Source organism: Candidatus Pseudoscillospira sp. SGI.172 (assembly GCF_050313575.1).
Taxonomy (GTDB): domain Bacteria; phylum Bacillota; class Clostridia; order Oscillospirales; family Oscillospiraceae; genus Vermiculatibacterium.
The window spans coordinates 189,219-210,220 of sequence record NZ_JBNPLQ010000001.1 but is presented as its reverse complement, the minus strand read 5'-3'; the positions used below and the strand labels follow the sequence as shown (position 1 = coordinate 210,220).

At 61.8% G+C, this 21,002-nt stretch carries 14 protein-coding genes; 5 read left to right on the top strand and 9 right to left on the bottom strand.

Features of this window, described 5'->3' with window-relative positions:
* Window positions 1-7: 7 nt before the first annotated feature.
* A complete protein-coding gene (gene rpoC, locus ACQRD3_RS01165; protein WP_080906094.1) occupies window positions 8-3,805 on the bottom strand; it encodes a DNA-directed RNA polymerase subunit beta' in 3,798 nt (1,265 codons plus the stop codon).
* A gap of 18 nt (window positions 3,806-3,823) precedes the next feature.
* A complete protein-coding gene (gene rpoB, locus ACQRD3_RS01160; protein ID WP_427779291.1) occupies window positions 3,824-7,522 on the bottom strand; it encodes a DNA-directed RNA polymerase subunit beta in 3,699 nt (1,232 codons plus the stop codon).
* Window positions 7,523-7,859: 337 nt separating this feature from the next.
* Here rpoB and ACQRD3_RS01155 point away from each other — a divergent pair, with 337 nt between their 5' ends.
* Window positions 7,860-9,200, top strand: a complete 1,341-nt coding sequence (locus tag ACQRD3_RS01155) for a glycosyltransferase 87 family protein (RefSeq protein ID WP_427779289.1) — start codon at window positions 7,860-7,862, stop codon at window positions 9,198-9,200.
* A gap of 55 nt (window positions 9,201-9,255) precedes the next feature.
* On the opposite strand, the gene ACQRD3_RS01150 is transcribed toward ACQRD3_RS01155, so the two are convergent.
* Complete coding sequence (locus tag ACQRD3_RS01150; RefSeq protein ID WP_080906097.1) at window positions 9,256-10,536, bottom strand: glycosyltransferase family 39 protein; 1,281 nt, start codon at window positions 10,534-10,536, stop codon at window positions 9,256-9,258.
* A 160-nt stretch (window positions 10,537-10,696) separates the two neighbouring features.
* Between ACQRD3_RS01150 and ACQRD3_RS01145 the strand changes: the two genes are divergently transcribed.
* Together ACQRD3_RS01145 and ACQRD3_RS01140 are read left to right on the top strand one after the other, a co-directional pair.
* Window positions 10,697-10,990 (top strand): hypothetical protein, encoded by a 294-nt coding sequence (locus tag ACQRD3_RS01145; RefSeq protein WP_080906098.1) that lies wholly within the window; start codon window positions 10,697-10,699, stop codon window positions 10,988-10,990.
* Between the two features lie 46 nt (window positions 10,991-11,036).
* Window positions 11,037-11,948: a C40 family peptidase gene (locus tag ACQRD3_RS01140; RefSeq protein WP_080906099.1), complete on the top strand. Its 912-nt coding sequence runs from the start codon at window positions 11,037-11,039 to the stop codon at window positions 11,946-11,948.
* A gap of 152 nt (window positions 11,949-12,100) precedes the next feature.
* Here ACQRD3_RS01140 and ACQRD3_RS01135 read toward each other — a convergent pair whose 3' ends face one another.
* Window positions 12,101-12,493 carry a serine proteinase gene (locus ACQRD3_RS01135; RefSeq protein ID WP_080906100.1) on the bottom strand — a complete coding sequence of 131 codons (393 nt, stop codon included), beginning with the start codon at window positions 12,491-12,493 and terminating at the stop codon, window positions 12,101-12,103.
* A gap of 201 nt (window positions 12,494-12,694) precedes the next feature.
* On the opposite strand from ACQRD3_RS01135, the gene ACQRD3_RS01130 reads away from it, so the two are divergent.
* Complete coding sequence (locus tag ACQRD3_RS01130; protein WP_427779286.1) at window positions 12,695-13,498, top strand: CotA family spore coat protein; 804 nt, start codon at window positions 12,695-12,697, stop codon at window positions 13,496-13,498.
* A gap of 30 nt (window positions 13,499-13,528) precedes the next feature.
* Here the strand turns inward: ACQRD3_RS01130 and ACQRD3_RS01125 are convergent, their stop codons facing one another.
* Window positions 13,529-14,416 (bottom strand): radical SAM protein, encoded by an 888-nt coding sequence (locus ACQRD3_RS01125; RefSeq protein ID WP_427779285.1) that lies wholly within the window; start codon window positions 14,414-14,416, stop codon window positions 13,529-13,531.
* A 160-nt stretch (window positions 14,417-14,576) separates the two neighbouring features.
* On the opposite strand from ACQRD3_RS01125, the gene ACQRD3_RS01120 reads away from it, so the two are divergent.
* Window positions 14,577-15,797, top strand: a complete 1,221-nt coding sequence (locus ACQRD3_RS01120) for a dicarboxylate/amino acid:cation symporter (RefSeq protein ID WP_080906103.1) — start codon at window positions 14,577-14,579, stop codon at window positions 15,795-15,797.
* A gap of 54 nt (window positions 15,798-15,851) precedes the next feature.
* Here the strand turns inward: ACQRD3_RS01120 and ACQRD3_RS01115 are convergent, their stop codons facing one another.
* The 4 genes from ACQRD3_RS01115 to ACQRD3_RS01100 form a co-directional block, all read right to left on the bottom strand.
* Window positions 15,852-17,228: an MATE family efflux transporter gene (locus ACQRD3_RS01115; protein WP_427779282.1), complete on the bottom strand. Its 1,377-nt coding sequence runs from the start codon at window positions 17,226-17,228 to the stop codon at window positions 15,852-15,854.
* Between the two features lie 4 nt (window positions 17,229-17,232).
* Complete coding sequence (locus ACQRD3_RS01110; protein WP_427779280.1) at window positions 17,233-18,108, bottom strand: radical SAM protein; 876 nt, start codon at window positions 18,106-18,108, stop codon at window positions 17,233-17,235.
* A 68-nt stretch (window positions 18,109-18,176) separates the two neighbouring features.
* Window positions 18,177-18,440: an HPr family phosphocarrier protein gene (locus ACQRD3_RS01105; protein WP_080906106.1), complete on the bottom strand. Its 264-nt coding sequence runs from the start codon at window positions 18,438-18,440 to the stop codon at window positions 18,177-18,179.
* A 167-nt stretch (window positions 18,441-18,607) separates the two neighbouring features.
* A complete protein-coding gene (locus tag ACQRD3_RS01100; protein WP_427779278.1) occupies window positions 18,608-20,980 on the bottom strand; it encodes an endonuclease MutS2 in 2,373 nt (790 codons plus the stop codon).
* Between the last annotated feature and the right edge of the window lie 22 nt (window positions 20,981-21,002).

The window sequence follows — 21,002 nt, the reverse complement described above, 5'->3', positions numbered from 1 at the left end:
AAAACGCTTATTCTTCGGGCTCGTTGTAGTCGTCCAGCAGGCCCTCGGCCTCCACGGGCTCCGGGAGATCCTCAGGCAGGACGGCGGGCTGCTCCTCCACGGGCTCCTCGGGAGGCTGCACCTTGTCGTACTTGCGGTACTGGGTCAGGCCGGAACCGGCGGGGATGAGCTTACCGATGATAACGTTCTCCTTCAGGCCCAGCAGGTGGTCCACCTTGCCCTTGATGGCGGCCTCGGTGAGGACCTTGGTGGTCTCCTGGAAGGAGGCGGCGGACAGGAAGGAATCGGTGGCAAGAGATGCCTTGGTGATGCCCAGCAGCAGACGGGTGGCCACGGGCTCGATCAACTCGCTGCCGTCCTCCCGCTTCTCGCCAGCCGCAACGCGCTTGCGGACCGCGTCCCGAGCATCCAGGAACTCCACCAGCTCAACGGTGGAACCGGAGAGCAGGTCGGAATCGCCGGCTTCCTCCACGCGGACCTTGCGCATCATCTGACGGGCAATGACCTCAATGTGCTTGTCGTTGATGTCAACGCCCTGCTGGCGGTAAGGCTTCTGAACTTCCTGAATGAGGTAGTTGTAAACGGCGTGGATGCCACGCACCCGCAGGACGTCCTGGGGATAGAGCGCGCCGTCGGTGAGGGCCAGGCCCTTCTCCACCGTGTCGCCGCTCTGGACCCGGATGCCGGCGCTGTGGGGCAGCGCGTAAGTGACGGTCTCGCCGTCGTCGGCCACAATGGTGACGTTGTAAAGGCTGCCGCCCTTCTTGGCCTCCTCCACCGTGACCTTGCCGCTGATCTCAGCCAGCTGGGCCATCTTCTTGGGCCGGCGGGACTCGAAGAGTTCCTCGACACGGGGAAGACCCTGGGTGATATCGCCGCCGGCGACACCGCCGGTGTGGAAGGTACGCATGGTCAGCTGGGTGCCAGGCTCACCGATGGACTGAGCCGCGATGATACCAACGGTCTCGCCCTCGCCCACCGGCTCACCGATGGCCAGGTTCACGCCGTAGCACTTGGTACACACGCCGCTGCGGGCCTCGCAGGTCAGCACGGAGCGGATCATCACCTCGTGGATGCCGTGGGCCTCCAGCAGGTCGGCAGTGGCGGGAGTCATCATGGTGTCGTGGCTCACCAGCAGCTCGCCGGTGGCGGGATCCACCACGTCCTCCACGGGATAGCGGCCCTTGAGCCGCTCGCCGAAGGTCTCAATGACCTGGCCGTTCTCGCTGATCTCGGAGACCAGGATACCGTCGTGGGTGCCGCAGTCGTGCTCGCGGATGATGACCTCCTGGGCCACGTCCACCAGACGGCGGGTCAGGTAACCGGAGTCGGCGGTCCGGAGGGCGGTATCGGCCAAGCCCTTTCGGGCGCCTCTGGCCGAGATGAAGTATTCCAAAACGGACAGGCCCTCACGGAAGTTGGCCTTGACGGGGATCTCAATGGTACGGCCCGCCGTATCGGCCATCAGGCCGCGCATACCGGCCAGCTGACGGATCTGTGCAATAGAACCGCGGGCGCCGGAATCCGCCATCATCCAGATGGGGTTGTAGCGGTCCAGGTTCTCCATCAGCGCGTCGGCCACTTCCTTGGTGGTCTTTTCCCAGGCCTGGACCACCAGGCGGTAGCGCTCGTCGTTGGTGATAAAGCCGCGCTTGTACTGGCGCTCGATCTTCACGATCTCCTGCTCGGTGGCGGCGATCTTCTCCGGCTTGCTGGGGGGCACTGTCATATCGTAGATGGAGACGGTGAGGGAGCCCACCGTGGAATAGTGGTAGCCCTTGGCCTTGATGGTGTCCAGCACCCCGGCCGAGACGGTGAAGCCGTGCTTGGCGATGCACTTGTCGATGATCTTGCCCAGCTGCTTTTTGCCGGTGATGAAATTGATCTCGGGCTCAAAGACCTTCTCAGGATCGCTGCGGTCCACAAAGCCCAGATCCTGGGGGATCCCCTCGTTGAAGATCAGGCGGCCCACGGTGGTGCGCACCAGCTTGTGCCGCTCCACGCCGTCCACCACCGCCGTGCGGCGGACCATGATGGGCACGTGGAGATCCAACTCTCCCTCGTCATAGGCCAGACGGGCCTCTCCGTCGTCGGAGAAGGCATGGAGGATCTCACGGGGCAGCTCGCCCGCGGGGGTCTGGGCAGCCACGCCGGCATAGGTGGGGATGTCGTCCAGGCTGCCCGGGTTCTTCACCCAGATATAGCAGTCCTCGTCGATGTCCCCGGCGGCCAGGGCCTCCCGGACAGCGTCGCAGTCGTCATAGGTCTCGCCCTCGGTGTGATCGGCGTACTTCTCATAGGTGAGGTAGTAGGAACCCAACACCATGTCCTGGGTGGGGACGGTAACGGGGCCGCCGTCCTGAGGCCGCAGGAGGTTGTTGGCGGAGAGCATCAGGATACGGGCCTCGGTCTGGGCCTCGGCGGACAGGGGGACGTGGACGGCCATCTGGTCGCCGTCGAAGTCGGCGTTGAAGGCGGTACACACCAGGGGATGGAGCTTGATGGCGCGTCCCTCCACCAGCACCGGCTCGAAGGCCTGGATGCCCAGGCGGTGGAGCGTCGGGGCCCGGTTGAGCATGACCGGGTGGTCCTTGATGACAAACTCCAGGGCGTCCCACACCTTGGGGTTGCCCTTATCCACCATCTTTTTGGCGGACTTGATGTTGTTGGCGGTGCCGTCCTCCACCAGCTTCTTCATGACGAAGGGCCGGAAGAGCTCGATGGCCATCTCCTTGGGCAGGCCGCACTGGTAGATCTTCATCTCGGGGCCGACTACGATGACGGAACGGCCGGAATAGTCCACGCGCTTGCCCAGCAGGTTCTGGCGGAAGCGGCCCTGCTTGCCCTTGAGCATGTCGGACAGAGACTTGAGGGCCCGGTTGTTGGCGCCGGTCACCGCCCGGCCGCGGCGGCCGTTGTCGATGAGGGCGTCCACCGCCTCCTGGAGCATCCGCTTCTCGTTGCGGACGATAATGTCGGGGGCGTTGAGCTGGATCAGCCGCTTGAGACGGTTGTTGCGGTTGATGACCCGGCGGTAGAGGTCGTTGAGGTCGGAGGTGGCAAACCGGCCGCCGTCCAGCTGGACCATGGGCCGCAGCTCGGGGGGAATGACCGGCAGCACGTCGATGACCATCCACTCCGGCTTGTTGCCGGAGAGCCGAAAGGCATCCACCACTTCCAGGCGCTTGACCACGCGGGCCTTCTTCTGGCCGCTGGCGTCCTTGAGCTCGTTGCGCAGAGAGACGGACAGCTCTTCCAGATCGATCTGCTGGAGCAGTTTCTTCACGGCCTCGGCACCCATGCCGGCTTCAAAGTCGTCCTCGTACTTCTCCCGCATATCCCGATACTCCTTCTCGGAGAGGATCTGATTCTTGGCCAGCGGGGTATAGCCGGGATCGGTGACGATATAGGAGGCAAAGTAGAGCACTTTCTCCAGGATGCGGGGGCTGATGTCCAGCAGCAGGCCCATCCTGGAGGGGATGCCCTTGAAATACCAGATATGGCTCACAGGGGCGGCCAGGGCGATGTGGCCCATGCGCTCCCGGCGGACCTTGGCCCGGGTGACCTCCACGCCGCAGCGGTCGCAGACCTTGCCCTTGTAACGGATCTTCTTATATTTGCCGCAGTGGCACTCCCAGTCCTTGGTCGGCCCAAAGATGCGCTCGCAGAACAGTCCGTCCCGCTCCGGCTTCAGGGTGCGGTAATTGATGGTTTCCGGCTTCTTCACTTCGCCGTAGGACCACTCCAGGATCTGTTCCGGGGAGGCAATGCCGATGCGGATGGCGTCAAACTCAGCGTAACTCATAGTCTCGTCCTCCCTTTCTTATTCGTCGTCCTCGGACTCGTCATCGGTATCTGCCAGATCGGCGTCCTCGTCGCCGGCGTCCGCGGCCAGGTCATCCTCGTCGCTGTTCTCCTTGAGGGTGTAACCGGCGGAGGCGAACTCGTTCTCGTCCCGATACTGGTAGAAATCGTCGTCCTCCCGGACGCGGTCGGGGGGATAGGTGTCCTCATCATCTTCCTTGAGCTCGATGACGTCGCCGTTCTTGTCCAGCACCTGGATGTCCAGACAGAGGGACTGCAGCTCCTTGACCAGCACCTTGAAGGCCTCGGGCACACCGGGGGCGGGGACGTTATGGCCCTTGACAATGGCCTCATAGGTCTTGACACGGCCGGTGACATCATCGGATTTGACGGTGAGCATCTCCCGCAGGGTATAAGCCGCACCGTAGGCCTCCAGGGCCCACATTTCCATCTCGCCGAAGCGCTGGCCGCCGAACTGTGCCTTGCCGCCCAGAGGCTGCTGGGTGACCAGAGAGTAGGGGCCGGTGGAGCGGGCGTGGATCTTATCGTCCACCAGATGGTGGAGCTTGAGGAAGTAGACGTAGCCGGTGGTGACGCGGTTGTCGAACTTCTCGCCGGTACGTCCGTCATACATATCGCTCTTGCCGTCGGGAGCCAGACCGGCCAGCCTCAGGCACTCGGTGATGTCCTTTTCGTTGGCGCCGTTGAAGATGGGGGTGGCCACCTTCCAGCCCAGGGCCTTGGCGGCGTAGCCCAGATGGACCTCCAGAACCTGACCGATATTCATACGGGAGGGCACGCCCAGGGGGTTCAGCACGATGTCCAGGGGGGTGCCGTCAGGCAGGAAGGGCATATCCTCCTGGGGCATGATGCGGGAGACAACGCCCTTGTTGCCGTGGCGGCCGGCCATCTTGTCGCCCACGGAGATCTTCCGCTTCTGGGCGATGTAGACCCGCACCACCATATTGACGCCGGGAGAGAGCTCATCGCCGGCCTCCCGGGTGAACACGTCCACGTTGACGATGATGCCGCGCTCGCCGTGGGGGACCTTGAGAGAGGTGTCCCGGACCTCCCGGGCCTTCTCACCGAAGATGGCCCGGAGCAGCCGCTCCTCGGCGGTGAGGTCGGTCTCGCCCTTGGGGGTGACCTTGCCCACCAGGATGTCGCCGGCAGATACCTCGGCGCCCACGCGGATAATGCCGCGTTCGTCCAGGTCCTTCAGGGCATCCTCGCCCACGTTGGGGATATCGCGGGTGATCTCCTCGGGGCCCAGCTTGGTGTCACGGGCCTCGGTCTCGTACTCCTCGATGTGGATGGAGGTGAACACATCCTCCTTGACCATGCGCTCGTTGAGGAGGATGGCGTCCTCGTAGTTGTAGCCTTCCCAGGTCATGAAGCCCATAAGGATATTCTTGCCCAGGGCCACTTCGCCGTTGGAGGTGGACGGGCCGTCCACGATGACCTCGCCCTTCTTCACCCGCTGGCCCACGTTGACGATGGGTCGCTGGTTGATGCAGGTGGTGTGGTTGGAGCGCTGGAACTTGATGAGCTTATAGTCCTTGACCTCGCCGTTGTCGTAGCGGACGGAGACATAGTCGGCGGAGACCCGGGTGATCTCGCCGTCGGCTTCAGCCAGAATGACCACCTCGGAGTCGATGCAGTTCTTATACTCCTGACCGGTGGCCACGATGGGGGCCTCGGTCGTCAGCAGTGGCACGGCCTGCCGCTGCATGTTGGCTCCCATCAGGGCGCGGTTGGCATCGTCGTTTTCCAGGAAGGGGATCATGGCGGTGGCGATGGAGACCATCATCTGGGGAGAGACATCCACATAGTCCACCTGGCTGCGGTCCACATCGATGGTCTCGTTGCGGTGACGGCAGGTGATACGGGAATTGATCAGGCAGCCGTTCTCATCCACAGGCTCGGTGGCCTGGGCGACGGTGAACTGATCCTCCACGTCGGCAGTCATATAGTGGATCTCATCGGTGATCCTGCCGGTGGCCTTGTCCACCTTGCGGTAGGGCGTCTCGATAAAGCCGTAGCGGTTGACTTTGGCATAGGAGGCCAGGTAGGAGATCAGGCCGATGTTGGGTCCTTCCGGGGTCTCAATGGGGCACAGACGGCCGTAGTGGGAGTAGTGGATATCACGCACGTCGAAGGAGGCGCGGTCCCGGGACAAGCCGCCGGGGCCCAGGGCGGAGACACGGCGCTTGTGGGTCAGCTCGGCCAGAGGGTTGGTCTGGTCCATGAACTGGCTCAGAGGGGATGAGCCAAAGAACTCCTTGATGGCGGCGGTGACGGGCCGGATGTTGATGAGGGACTGAGGGGTGACGATATCCAGGTCCTGGATGGTCATCCGCTCCCGGATCACCCGTTCCATCCGGCTGAAGCCGATGCGGAACTGATTCTGGAGCAGCTCGCCCACGCAGCGCAGGCGGCGGTTGCCCAGATGGTCGATGTCGTCGGCGGTGCCCACGCCGTTGGCCAGACAGTTGAGATAGTTGATGGAGGCCATGATGTCGTCGACGATGATGTGCTTGGGCACCAGGTCATCCACATGCTCGCTGACCAGTTCCTTCAGGGTCTCCTCGTCGCCGGCGGCCTGCTCCAGCAGGTCCCGAAGCACGCTCCAGCGCACCCGCTCGGTGATGCCGCACTCTTCGGGATCAAAGGAGACGAAGTGCTCCATGTCCACCATATGGTTGGCAAAGACCTTGACCATCGTTCCCTCCACATCCAGGACGGCGTCGTTGACGCCCTTGTCCTGGAGCTCCCAGGCTCTCTCCCGGGTGAGGGTCTCCCCGGCCTCGGCCAGGATCTCTCCGGTGGCGGGATCCACCACTGGCTGAGCCAGCGTCTGCCCGGACAGGCGGGCGGCGATGGCCAGCTTCTTGTTGAACTTGTAGCGGCCCACGGCGGACAGGTCATAGCGCCGGGCGTCGAAGAAGAGGGCATTCATCAGGCTCTCGGCGGAGTCCACCGTGGGGGGCTCGCCGGGACGGAGTTTGCGGTAGATCTCCAGCATGGCCTCTTCATAGGTCTTGCAGGTGTCCTTCTCCAGGGTGGAGAGGATACGGGTATCCTCTCCGAAGAGCTCGAGGATCTCCCCGTCGGTGCGGGGTCCCACCGCGCGGATCAGGCAGGTGATGGGGATCTTGCGGTTCTTGTCGATCCGGACCCAGAACACGTCGGACAGGTCGGTCTCGTACTCCAGCCAGGCGCCGCGGTAGGGGATGACCGTGGTCGCGTAGGAGAGGTTGTCGGCCTTGTCGGCGTTCTTGGAGTAATAGATGCCGGGGGAACGGACGATCTGGGAGACAATGACCCGCTCGGCGCCGTTGATGACGAAGGTGGCCCCCTTGGTCATCAGGGGGAAGTCGCCCATGAAGATCTCCTGCTCCTTGATCTCCTCGGTCTCCTTGTTGCGCAGGCGCACCCGGACCTTGATGGGGGCGGCGTAGGTGGCGTCCCGGGCCTTGCACTCGTCCACGTCGTACTTGGGGGGCTCATCCATCGTGTAGTCGATGAAGGACAGCTCCAGATTTCCGGCGTAGTCGGTGATGGAGGCCACGTCCTTGAATACCTCCCGCAGTCCCGTGTCCAGGAACCACTGGTAGGAGTTCTTCTGGATCTCAAGGAGATTGGGCATCTCCAGAGGTACCTGGTGCCGGGCGAAGCTCTTACGCAGGGTCTTGCCGTAGTAGACGTCCTTGACCATGTAGAAATCACACCTCGTTTTCTGTATTTTTGGCAGTCCGGGCTCCCCGCCGGGGCCCCCTTCTCCGCCGTCTGTCGCACTTTTTTCGTCAAATCGCACAACCGTCGGCGCCTTTCATTTTTGAAACGCACGAGGCAGTTGTCATTTTGCGGCCCATTGGTCTTGCGCGCGGGCCCCGCCTGTGATAAACTGAATCCACCGTGGGAGGGTGGCAGAAAATGGTCTCCCGTGGATAGTAGCGTTTTAGTATACCATGTAAATAGCTGGAAGTCAACTGTAATTTTGTCTTTGATCTGGAGAAATCCAGATTTTTTTCATGTTCGGGGGGATTTCTGCCTTGAAAAAAGATCTGACGCGGCCCTGCGCCGTTTTGGGGCTCCTTCTGGCCGGTCTGGCCGCTCTGCGCTGCTTCACATTGCCGGGCAACACACTTTTGGGCCGTATCTTTCTCCCTCTGGCCCTGCTGGCTGTCGGGGCGCTGGCGGTGGTCCTTCTGGCGCGGACCGGATATAATCGCGACACCCTGGCCATCCTGCTGCTGCCCATCGGCCTGGCACTTTTTCTTCGGGCCTTCCTCCTCCCGCACTCCACCCTGGACTATCAGGACTTTCTCTCCCAATGGGTGGAGCATTTCCGGCAAAACGGCGGTTTTGCCGCTTTGAAAGACCCTGTAGGCAACTACAATATGCCCTATCTCTATCTGCTGGCTCTGATCTCCTATCTGCCCATTCCCGATCTTCCGCTCATCAAGCTCTTCTCCATTCTCTTCGACGTACTGCTGGCCTGGGGCGGTCTTCGGCTGACCCGGCAGCTGGCGGGGGCGGGCGGAAAAGCGCCGCTTGTCTGCTTCTGCGTTCTGCTCCTTCTCCCCACCGTTGTCCTGAACGGAGCCTGCTGGGGCCAGTGCGACGCCGTCTACACCGCACTGTGCCTCCACGCGCTGGCCTGCGCGCTGGAGAAGCGGCCCAAGAGCTCTCTGGCCCTGCTGGCCCTGGCTTTCTCCTTCAAGCTCCAGGCAGTCTTTCTTCTCCCCCTCTGGTGCGCCCTGTGGTTTTCCGGGCGGGTCAAGTTCCGCCATTTGTTTGTCTTCCCCGGCGTCTTTTTCCTCTCCATGGTCCCCGCCCTGCTCCTGGGCAAGCCCGTGGGCGACATTTTGAGCATCTACCTCACCCAGGCGGGAGATCCCAGCCAGCACCGATACCTCAACTTCAACTCCCCCTCCGTCTTCTCCCTTGTCCCCTACGGCATGGACGTGAATGCGGAGGCCGGCGCCCGAACAGGCATCCTGCTGGCGTTTTTGTTCACACTGGCCCTGCTGGCGGTCCTCTTCTTCCGGAAAAATGGTCTGTCCGACATGCAGCTTTTTCTCGCCGGAACCGCGCTCTGCCTGGGGATCCCTTTCTTCCTGCCCTATATGCACGAGCGATACTTCTTTCTGGGCGGCGTTCTCCTGGTAGTCCTGTCCTGCGTCTCTCCCCATTTTGCTCCTGCCGCGGCGGCGGCCGAGCTGGCCTCCCTGGGCGGTTATCACGCCTACCTGATGACCCGGTACGCCATGACCATTACCCTTCTTGGGGTCACCTGGGCCCAACTGGGAGAAGGCCTGCTGATGCTGGCGGCCCTGACTGCCACGGTGGTCCGCCTGTTCGACAGTTTATTCGGCGCCCCGGTCGATTAAACGATCCCGGCCGCAAAAACCCCCTGGCTCCACATTGGAGTCAGGGGGTTTCCGTTTACATCACCTGTCCCCAGCAGAGATACCGGTACAGGAATATCGCCTGCAAAACAGCCATCCCGGCCAGCAGAACGGCCGTCCGCCCAGGCTTGTCCTCCAGCTCGTCGGCGGCAAACAGGAAGCAGGGCACCGCGCAGGAGAGATACCGTCCCGCGCTGAGCAGCCAAGACAGGCAATAGCTGAGAATAAAATAGACAAAGCCATACAGCGTCAGCATACTGCGGTGCTTTTTCCAGCTTTTCCAAAGCAGCAGGGCAACGACAGGAAAAAGCACCAGCTCCGGGATCCACATTTCCCAGCGCGTGGAGAGTTTCGGCCAGGTCATCGCATTCCTGGCCAGATAGACCAGCACCTCCGAAAACCACTGAAATCCCTGGCTCCAGTGCTCCTGCATCCGGGTAAATGCAAATGCGTCCCCGGCAACAAAAAAATTAAGGGCCAGATAGACCAGACTGCCCAGCGCCGGGGCGCACAGCAGAGGAAGCTTTCTGCCCAGCACCCCAAACGCCTGACGCCGGGCCAAGCCGGTCCGGGCCAGCGGGCGGAGCTCACTGCCCAGCTCGGCCACCGCCGCCCCGATCAGGATCACGCCCTGCATCCGGGTCATGGCGGCCAGGATCCCCCATATCGCCGCCCTTCCCCACGCATGGCGCCGGATGGAATAGAGTCCCGCGGCGGTGGTGAGGAAAAACAGGCTCTCTGTCATAATGCCCCCAAAGAAAAAAGAAAAGGGGTAACATGCCAGCAGGAGCAGCGCCCGTCGGGCCGTCCGGGGGCCGTACTCCTCACAGCCCAGTCGATAGAGATACACGCACCCCCAGGCAAAGCAGAGGAAACTCACCGTCATCCCGGCCAGCGCGGCGTGTCCGAAAACAACGGTCAAAATCCGCATCAGCCAGACATACAGGGGAAAGAACACCAGGAAGAGCGGCTGTCCGCCTTCCAAATAGCCCCCATAGCCCAGCTCTGCCAGCTTGACATAGTGGGGCGCGTCCCACCGGCACCACAGCTCCGGAAGCTCGGCAAGGCCCAGCGCCGCCCCGGACCAGACGTTGTAGAGGACCAGGCTCCCCAGCGCCGCTGCACACCGAAAGAGCAGAGCCGCCAAAAAGACCTTCCCGAGCGTCATCCGGTCCGGCCTCTCTCCTCTCCGGGCGGGCAGCGGATCGGAAAAAGGCGCCGGGACATCCGCACCACAGGAATCCAGCCACCGCAGCACCAAAGCCCCAGCAGCCAGCAAAAACGCAAGTGTGGCCGCAACATTCCACAAAAAAGTCATTCACATCTCTCCCATTTTGCTTCAGTATAGCGTTTCCAAAGGGGTTTGGCAAATTTTTCTTTCCTCTTTCTTCCTGTCAAGCGTTGACACCCCGGTATCAATGTGTTACAATTCGGTTACAGCTTATAAAAAGTACGGCAACCGTCAAAGGAGGTATTCGATGGCTGACAAAAACGAATTTCCCCTGGTCTACAAGGGCCATCCCCTTCGCAGGAAGGACAACTTAATTTATTACGGCAGCATGGCCGACAAGTATATTATCGCCCTGCAGATCCTCTCTTCCAAAAAGGAAGGCGACATGGATGTGTCCACCAGGGTCTCCGTTCAGCTCCAGCTCACCGACCCCGATCTGAAAAGCCGGGACCGGGTGGTCAAAAAGAGCGAAAAGGACAGTCTCTACGCCGCCATGGACGTGGGCTGCATCTGGTTGGAGCGCGCACTCTCTGGGAAATAAAATTCCCGTCAATACAAATGAAATGCTGAAAGGAAGGACGAGTCCCATGCCTTTTTCCGGTAAATTTCTGCGTGCCGCCGTCATGACTGCCGCCCTGTCCACTCTGTGCATCGTAGGTGCTTCCGCTGCCAGCTTGGGCATCGGAACCGTCAACGCAGACGCCCTTCGCATGCGTGCCGAGGCCAGCACCGATTCCTCCATTCTCGCCACCGCCTCCAAGGGCACTTCCGTTGTCGTTTTGGAAGATGCCGGAAACGGCTGGTTCAAGGTGGACTATAAATCCGTCGAAGGCTATATGTCCGCATCCTATCTGGATGTCAGCACACAGGCCGATGTGACCATCGGCTACGGCCTGGTCAAGACCGGCGGCGGCACCCTCAACGTGCGCACCGGCCCCAATACCGGCTACACCCATATCTTTACCCTCAATGACGGTGATGTGGTCGAGATCACCGGCATCGATTCCGGTTGGTACAAGATTACATATAACGGCATGAACGGCTATGTCTCCAGCGACTTTATGGTCACCTGCAAGGACTCCGCCGGTTCCCGGGGAGACGGCACTGTTGCCGCCGCCTCGTCCAGCCTGGGCCAGCAGGTGGTGGATTATGCCAAGCAGTTTTTGGGCAGGCCCTATGTATGGGGCGGAAACGGCCCCAACAGTTTTGACTGCTCGGGCTTTACCAAGTATGTCTACTCCCATTTTGGCTACACGCTCAACCGTACGGCCAGCAGCCAGCTGAACAACGGCGTGTCCGTGGCCCGGGGCGAGTGGCAGCCCGGCGATCTTGTTTTCTTCTACAATGGCCGTGTTTCCACCCCTGTCTCCCATGTGGGCATCTATGTGGGCAACGGTCAGTTCATCCACGCCTCCACCAACAGCTACGCTGTGCAGTATGACAGCCTGTACTCCAATTATTACAGCAACACCTACGTCTACGCCAGACGGATCTTCTGATCTCCCGAATTTTAGAAAGCGCCGCCCTCCGGGGCGGCGCTTTTGCTTTTATGTGCGTCTTTTCAGCGCAAAAAATCCCGAACTGCTTTCAGCGGCTCGGGATTTTTTACGCTGCCGGTTTGATTTGCCTGCGCCCAACGCAATTCCGGACATTACGCCTGGGGCGGCTCCTCGGGAGGGACTCCGTCGTCGTCAGCGTTCCCATCGTGGAACACAGGCTCCTCGGGCTTGACCTCAACGATCACCGGGTCCTCTTCAGGAGAGAGCCCATCCGACTTCAAGTCCTCGATCCGCGCCTTGTTCTCCTCAATATTCACCTTGGCGGCAGTCACTTTTTCGCACAGAGCCGCATAGGCCGCCTCAGGGGCCATGCCCCGCTCGGCGTAGTAAAGCTTGCCCATTTCAATATATGCTTTCTTGATCTCATCCTCTTCGCTGGCGTTTGCCAGGTTCAGCTTGGCGATCTCAGCCAACTGTTTGGACTTTGCCACGCCGGTCTGAGCAAGGTCAATTGCCTTGTCCTTAAACGCGTCAAAAAAAGCCATAGAGTTTCCCTCCCGTTTCTTTTTGGATTTCTGAATTCATTTTATGCTTTTTTCTGCTCCAACGCAATACCAAACGCCTGAAATTAAAAATCTCTTTACAATTTGAAGTCCGCCTTTCCGGCACCGCTTGCCTTGCGGCGCCATACGATGAACCGGGCAGGTCTCACAGCCTGCTTAAACTGAGAATGGGAGTGGCAGCTTATGACCCCTGAAACCTATCTGCAGCTTTATCACAGCCAAACCCCCGCTTTATCAGACGCGCTCCGCGCCGGAACGGCGCCTGCCTGTCCTTTACCGGCAGAGAAGTTTTGTCCCTGCTCCCACCGCCCCGCCCCCCAGCCGTCCCAGGACTGCTGCTGCAAGCGTGCCATGGCAGAAGCCCTTCGGCTTCTCTGTGATCCTCTCCTGGCCGAGCTGGTGGACTTTAACACCTTTTTCTTCCTCACGGATTCCCTCACCGTTGGCGGCGCCTTGACCGTCCCCTCCCCGTCCACCACTCCGGCAGACAATATCGACAGCGCCGAAGCGTCCTTCCACCGCTTCTCCCCCTGCAACAACGACCTGCTGGAGATCGACGCAACCGCCTATTTTGCCACCCCGCTGGACGATGTGATCGCTCTGGAGGACGTAGACCAGCTCAGCATATGCGCTTTGAAGGCCGTGGCCTTTGACCTCATTGATCTGGAAGACACCGAAGAAAATTCCTCTGCCTACCGCCGGGCCATCCGGGCACTGCGCCGGACCCTGGATTCGGAGGGTGGGGACACTTCCGCCTGCGGCAGCTGTGCCGCCCACTGCGACACCCACGACTGCTGCTGCACCTCGGGGGTGCTCAACGAGCTCTCCGCCCGCAACCTCAGCCGGGTGGCAACCTTCACCGCAGGGCCGCTGGTCCTTCAAAATCTCTCCGTCCTCGGTTCCCTGGGCGGCGCCCTTCTACTGGGCAACGAGACTTTGCGCCGCTTCTATCTGGTCTGCGCGGAAACCATCGAGGCCCTGGGCTAAAAGCAAGCGGAGACGGCAGTGCCGTCCCCGCTACATATCAAAAAAGGTCAGCTGGCTGTCGGTATAAGGCCGTTTGGCCGCCGAAACGATATGCTTCATCTCATACAAAAGCCCCCGTTCCCGGCACCGCCCCGAAAACGTCTCCCACAGTGCTTTTCCCCATGGGCTGGGACAGCAATAGCGCGCCCCATACCGGCGTTCATATTTTTCCCGCAACCCAGGCCAAAGGCGGTCAAGCTGTTTATAATAATACCCCCTCTGCCGGTCTCGAAGGGTCATTCCAAACCCGGGATAGATGAATTTTGCCCCCGCATCCGCCGCTGCGTCCACCACATGCAGAACGTTCTCCTCACTGTCTTCCAGGAAGGGAAGCACAGGCATCAGAAGGACGCCGGAAAAGATCCCCTTTTGCGAGAGCCTTTCCACTGCCCCAAGCCGCCGGGCCGGGGACGGTGCTCCCGGCTCGATCCGCGCCGCCAAGGCTTCCTCCACAGTTGTCACAGTCACCTTGCAGATCACCGGGGCCTGGGTCTGCAGGTCCGCGTAAAGCCCGGCATCCCGAAGGATCAAATCAGACTTGGTTGCCACAGCCACTCCGCAGCCGTACGCATGGAGGAGCATCAGCGCCCGGCGGGTCAACTCCAGCTCCCTCTCAAAGGGATTGTAGGGATCGGACATCGAGCCCATCCCCACCAGGACCGGCCTCGTCTTTCTCCGCAGCTCGTCCCGCAGCAGTTCCAAAGCACCAGCCTTCGCCCGGACGGTGTCGAAATCCTCGTTGTGGTAACACTCGCTGCGGCTGTCACAGTAAATGCAGCCGTGACAGCACCCGCGATAAAGGTTCATGGTACAGTCGGTGCCAAACCACTGTGTGGATTTGTTCCGCACAAGAATCTGCCGGGCGGGCAAATACTCCATTTCTCTCACTCCTTCGTCCAATCATACCACGCGCAGACTTATTTCGCCACTCCCATCAAACTTCTTTTGGCAGCATTTGAATTCTTTTCTGTTTTTCTTTCCTTTTTCTCGTTAAAATGGTATGATAATAAAAACCACATGCAAGTAAGGAGGCCTCCTCATGCAAAAAAAGAAGCTGAACCTCTCCATCAAGATTTTAATCGGACTGGCCCTGGGAATCGTCGCCGGACTTTTTCTCCCCGCCGATTTCGCCACCGCCGTGGTCAAACCCTTCGGCACGCTTTTCCTCAACCTTATCAAAATGGTGGTTGTCCCCCTGGTCTTTGCATCCATCGTGGTAGGCACCTGTGGGCTGAACGACGCCAAATCACTGGGACGCCTGGGCGGCAAGACCATCATCTATTATCTGTTCACCACCGCGCTGGCCGTCACCATAGGCCTTGCGGCCGCCAACCTCTTCCCCGTGGGCCGGAACCTTGCCTTCCAAATGGAGGCGGTGTCCGGTGCGGAGCCCACCAGCGTGGTAGACACCCTGCTGAACATCGTCCCCACCAACCCCATCAAGGCGCTGGCGGAAGGTAATATGCTCCAGGTCATCTGTTTCGCCATCGCCCTGGGCATCGGCATCCTCCTGTGCGGCGAAAAGGGACAGCCCCTTTACCGCGGGATCAACTCTCTGGCGGAAGCGATGTACTCCCTTACAGGCGCCATCATGAAGCTGGCTCCCATTGCGGTCTTCGCGCTGGTGGCCCCCGTGGTGGCGATCAACGGCCCAAAGAGCCTGCTGCCTATGCTGGGGGTCATTCTCACCGTCTATGGGGCCTGCCTCTTTCACATGCTGGTGGTCTATTCGGCCAGCGTGGGCGGCTTCGCCCATATCAGCCCGGTCCGTTTCTTTAAAGAGGCTGTGCCCGCCATGATCTTCGCCTTCTCCTCCGCCTCCTCGGCGGCCACGATCCCCTTCTCCATGGATGCCAGCGATCGGCTGGGTGTTCCTCCGTCGGTGCGTTCCTTCATTCTTCCCCTGGGCGCCACCATCAACATGGACGGTACCGCCATCTATCAGGGCGTCTGTGCCCTCTTCATCGCCAATGCCTACGGCATCAGTTTGACCATGGGCCAGCAGCTCACCATCATCCTCACCTGCACGCTGGCCTCCATCGGCACCGCCGGCGTCCCCGGGGCAGGCGCGGTGATGCTCACCATGGTGCTCTCCTCCGTGGGTCTGCCCGCCGAGGGACTTGCCATGGGCATGGTACTGGGCATCGACCGAATCCTGGATATGGCCCGCACCACAGTAAACATCACCGGTGACATCGCCTGCTCCGTAGTGGTGGCCGCCTCGGAAAAACAACTGAAACAGCAGCACAAGAACACCTGACCAAAAAGCGCCCCTCTCCCAGCAGGGAGCGGGGCGCTTTTTCCCATTGTTCGTTCAGCTTTCCAGTCCGCACAGGCGGACCCATTTTCCCCTCTTCCAGCGGACGGCGCAGAGGATGCCCCGGAGGGTCAGATCCACGGCCATCGCTCCCCAGACCCCCTCCAGTCCGAACTCAAACCGGAGAACCAGAAGATAGGCCAGCGGCACCCGCACCAACCACATGCATACCAGGCCCACCGCCATAGGGAAGCGGACGTCGTCCCCACCCCGGAGAGCGTTGGTGAGAATGATGGATAGCGCAAAGAAGGGCTCAGCAAAGGCCACCACCCGGAGCGCCAGCGCCGCTTCCGCCACCACATTGGGATCGGTGTTGAAGAGGGAGGCCAGCGGGGGCGCAGACAGGAAGAGCGCGGTCCCGGTGACCAGGCACAGCAGAAAACCCAGCCCGGCGGTGAGATTCCCATAGGCCTCCGCGTCCTCCCGTTTTCCCGCACCCACCGACTGCCCCACCAGGGCAATGGCGGCGTAACCGATCCCATAGGCGGGCAGATAGCAAAGCCCCTCGGCGGTGGTGGCAATTTGGTTCGCCGCCAGAGCCACAGTGCTCATGTGGGCCACCAGAGCGGTAGTGGCGATCTGACCCAGGTTAATGGTAGCTCGCTCGGCGGCGGAAGGCAGGCCCAGTCCCACCGCCCGGCGAATGATACTCCGGTCGGGGCGGATGCCCTCCTTCAGGGAGGTGGTAAAGCGTCCCTGGCGGAATGCGGCGAAACCCGTGGCCGCGCCGGCCGCCGCGATGGAAATGGCGGTGGCAATGCCGGCACCCTCCACCCCCCACCCGGCACCGGGGATGGTGAATCCCCACCGCTCCCGGGTGGGGTAGATGAAAAAGAAGTTCAGCACTACGTTCAGCAGGTTGGCGGCAGTGTTGAACAGGAGAGGCGCTTTTGTATTGCCCATGCACCGCAGCACCGCGGAAAAAATGGCCAGGAAGGCGGCCAGAGGCAGGGCGGCGGCATAGATCCGCAGGTAGTTCACCGCGTGGGGAAACACCTCCGGCTTGGCCCCCAGCCACCGGGGAAGAGAGCCGGAGATGCCCTCGTAGATCAAACACGCAATCAGGCCGCAGACCAACGCGGCCAAAAAACTCTGGCGAATGACGCTCTTGGCCCTCGCCTCGTCCCCCGCACCCACCGCGTTGGAGACCTGGACCGAGTAGCCCACGCCCACCCCCACCAGGATGCCGTTGATGAGCCAGGTTGGGGCGGCATTCACCGACACGGCGGCGGTGCCTGCCGCGCCCAGGGTCCCCACCATGGCGGTGTCCACATAGCTGACCATGGTGCCCAGCACCTGCTCAATAATGGCGGGCCAGGACAGGTACCACAGGGTCTTTATCCGGCCCTTCTGATCCATTAAGGCGCCCTGCATCGGCTCACACTCCCGTCAAGTCAAAGTTTGGCACATAGCTCCCGCTGGCGGAATCCGGGTCCTGGACAAACCCCTCCAGCCCCAGGGCGGCCATATACGCCTCGGCGCTCCGCCGTTCGCTGGGGCGGAGCTTTCGGTTGATCTCCGCAAACTCCCCCGCACGGCCCAGGGGGACATACTGGCTCATCAGCGAGAAATAGATCTCACCCGGTGCAAAGGTCTCCGCCACGAAGTCCATCACCGCCTTGGCCTCGTTGAGCCCGCCGGGGAGGAGCAGGTGGCGGATGACCGTCCCCCGGCGCAGCAGGCCATCCCCGTCCAGCTCGCAGGGCCCGGTCTGGCGCACCATCTCCCGAAGAGCTGCAACGGCCGTCTCCGGATAGTCCGGGGCGGCGGAGTAGCGTTCCGCCCGGGCAGGATCCAGGTACTTGAGGTCAGGGAGGTAGATCTGCACCTTCCCCTCCAGCGCCCGCAAGGTCTCCACCCGCTCATAGCCGCCAGTGTTCCAAACCACCGGCACCGGGATCGGTTTCTCCAGTGCCCGGACAATGGCGTGGGCGAAGTGGGTGGGGGTCACCAGATTGATGTTGTGCGCCCCCTGGGCGATCAGTTCCTCAAAAATTTCCCGCAGCCGCTCCACCGTCACCGGCTTCCCGAACCCCTCCTGACTGATGACGCTGTTCTGGCAGAACACGCACCGGAGAGGGCATCCGGAAAAAAAGACGGTGCCGGAGCCCCGCGTGCCGGAGATGGGCGGCTCCTCCCAGAAGTGCAGCGCGGCGCGGGCCACCACAGGCAGAGCCGGCATGGCGCATATCCCTCCGGAAAGGGTCTCTTCCCGGACCGCGCCGCATCGACGGGGACAGTGTTGACAGATCATGGTTTCCTCTCCCAGCCGTCAAAAAAAGCGCCGCGACTGCGGCGCTTTTTTCGCGCATCATGTTCCGCTCAATCTCCGAAATTGCCGGAGATCAGCTCCACCAGGGCCTCGACGGCCTCTTTTTCATCGGCACCGTCGGCAATCAAATTGATTGCGGTACCCTTGACGATGCCCAGGGACAAAACGCCCAGGAGGCTCTTGGCGTTGACCCGCCGCTCGTCCTTCTCCACCCAGATGGAACTTTTGAATTCATTGGCCTTCTGAATGAAGAACGTTGCCGGGCGAGCATGGAGACCCACCTGATTGTTCACGGTAGCTTCTTTCATGTACATAGCAGTTTCCCCCCAAAATACATTGCGGTACTGTTCTTATAGCATAGCAAATTTCAGGCTGACAGTCAATGGCATTTTACACAAAAACCTGGGATCAGCCCTGCGCGTTCCACATTTTTCTCAGGCATATCTCCGAATGATTCGGCCCTTTTTCCCATGGATCCAACTCATTTCAGCTCTGCCACCGTCACGCCGTCCTCGCCCTCGCCGTAGCGGCCGGGGCGGAAGGTCCTGATATAAGGGCTGCGCTTGAGGTGCTCCCGCACCGCCCTGCGCACCGCGCCGGTGCCCTTGCCGTGGATGATGGTGACCTGCTGGAGCTTTCCCATGACGGCATTGTCCAGAAAGCGGTCCAGTTCCACCACCGCCTCGTCTCCGGTAAGACCCCGGAGGTCCACCTCAGGGGACGCCCCCAGGCTGCGGAGCTGGTGGGCGGCCCGCTCCACCACTTTTTTCACCGACTGCTGGGTCTCCCCCTCGGTCACCCGCACCTCGTCCTGACGGGCGGTGAGCTTCAAAATGCCCGCCTGGAGCCGGAGGGTGCCGTCTTTTTTGACCTCCAGCACCGTGGCGCGGGTCCCGCCCATCTTGACAAGCTCCACAGTGTCCCCCCTGCCCGCCGGGCGGGTGGGAGGGAGCTCGGGGCCCCGGGGCGCCGAGCCCAGCCTGTCCTCGGCCTCGTTGAGCTTGCGGCGCAGGCCGGCCCGGGCCTCGTTCACCCGCTGCCAGTCCTCCTCTTCCTTCCGGCGCTTCTTCATCTCGTCCAGCTCCCGGAAGGTGTCGTCGGCGGCCTGCCGGGCCTCATCCAGGATGGCCCGGGCCTCGGCGTTGGCCTTCTCCACCGCCTTGGCCCGCTCCTTTTCCAGTCCGTCCCGGTACTCCCGGGCCTGGCGGCGGTACTCCTCGGTCTCCCGCCGGAGCTGCGCCGCCGCGGACTTCTCCCTCTCCATCTCCTGGCGCTGGCGGTCGAGCTGGGTGAGCACGTCCTCGAACCGGACATTCTCAGCGCTCACCCTCGCCCCCGCGGCGTCAATGACATGGCCGGGCAGGCCCAGACGGCGGGAGATGGCAAAGGCGTTGGACTTGCCCGGGACGCCGATGAGCAGCTTGTAGGTGGGGGCCAGCGTCTCCACATCAAATTCGCAGGAGGCGTTCTCCACCCCGGGGGTGGTCATGGCGTATACCTTCAGCTCGGCATAATGGGTGGTGGCAGCCACCAGAGAGCCAAGACTGCGGGTCTCCTCAATGACTGCGGCGGCCAGGGCCGCGCCCTCCACCGGGTCGGTGCCCGCGCCCAGCTCGTCAAAAAGCACCAGACTCTTCTCATCCGCCTCCCGCAGGATCCCCACGATGTTCACCATGTGAGAGGAGAATGTGGACAGGTTCTGGGCGATGGACTGCTCGTCACCGATGTCGGCCAGCACCCGGCGGAACACCGGCATCCGGCTCTCCCCGGAGGCGGGGATGTGAAGGCCGCACTGGGCCATGAGGACCAGCAGCCCCAGCGTCTTGAGGGTCACCGTCTTGCCGCCGGTGTTGGGGCCGGTGACCACCAGAGTATCGAACTCCTCCCCCAGACGCAGATCGTTGGCCACCGCGGTATCCCGGTTGAGCAGGGGGTGGCGGGCCTTTTGGAAGAGAATGCCCCGCTCCACGATCTGAGGCGGCATCCCCTGCATCCGCAGGGACAGCCCCGCCCGGGCAAACACGCCGTCGAGAAGAATGAGAAAGTCGTAATCCTGCCGGATGTCCTCCCGGTGGGCGGCGCACTCCGCGGAGAGCTCAGCCAGGATGCGCTCGATCTCCTTCTTCTCCCGGGCCTCCAGCTCCCGGAGCTCGTTGTTGGCCTTCACCACCCCCATGGGCTCGATGAAGAAACTGCTGCCGCTGGCCGACACGTCGTGTACCAGGCCGGGGACATCGTTCTTGCACTCGGACTTCACCGGCACCACATAGCGGCCGTTCCGCTGGGTGATGATAGGCTCCTGGAGATACTTGGACTGGTTGGAGGAAATGAGCCGCTGGAGGATGTCCCGCACCTTCCCGGCCGTGGCGCGCTTGTGGCGGCGGATATCGGCCAGCTCAGGGCTGGCGGCGTCGGCGATCTCGTCCTCGGAGAGGATGGAGCCGGTGATCTTTTCCTCCAGAAAGCGGTTGGCGGTCAGGCCCCGAAACAGGGGGTCGATGGGGGTCTTTTTCTCGCTGCCGGAGGCGTACTCCATCGCCCCCCGGGCACAGCGGAGGACCGCGGCGATGTCCAGCAGCTCCCGGGTGTTGAGCGCGCCCCCCATGTCCGCCCGCTGGAGGGAGGCCGCCACCGGCCGCACCCCCGAAAAGGAGGGGGTGCCCCGCAGGCTCACCAGCTCCACGGCCGCGGTGGTCTCATCCAGCGCCCGGGACACGTCGTCGGCGTCGGTAAAGGGACGCAGGGCCAGAGCCCGGGCTTTCCCCTCCTCAGTCACCGCCTGACCCGCCAGTTGCTCCAAAACTTTGGGCAGCTCCAGGGTTTCAATGGATTTTTCAAACAATTCGTCCTGCATATCAGTTCCTCGATGATTCGAT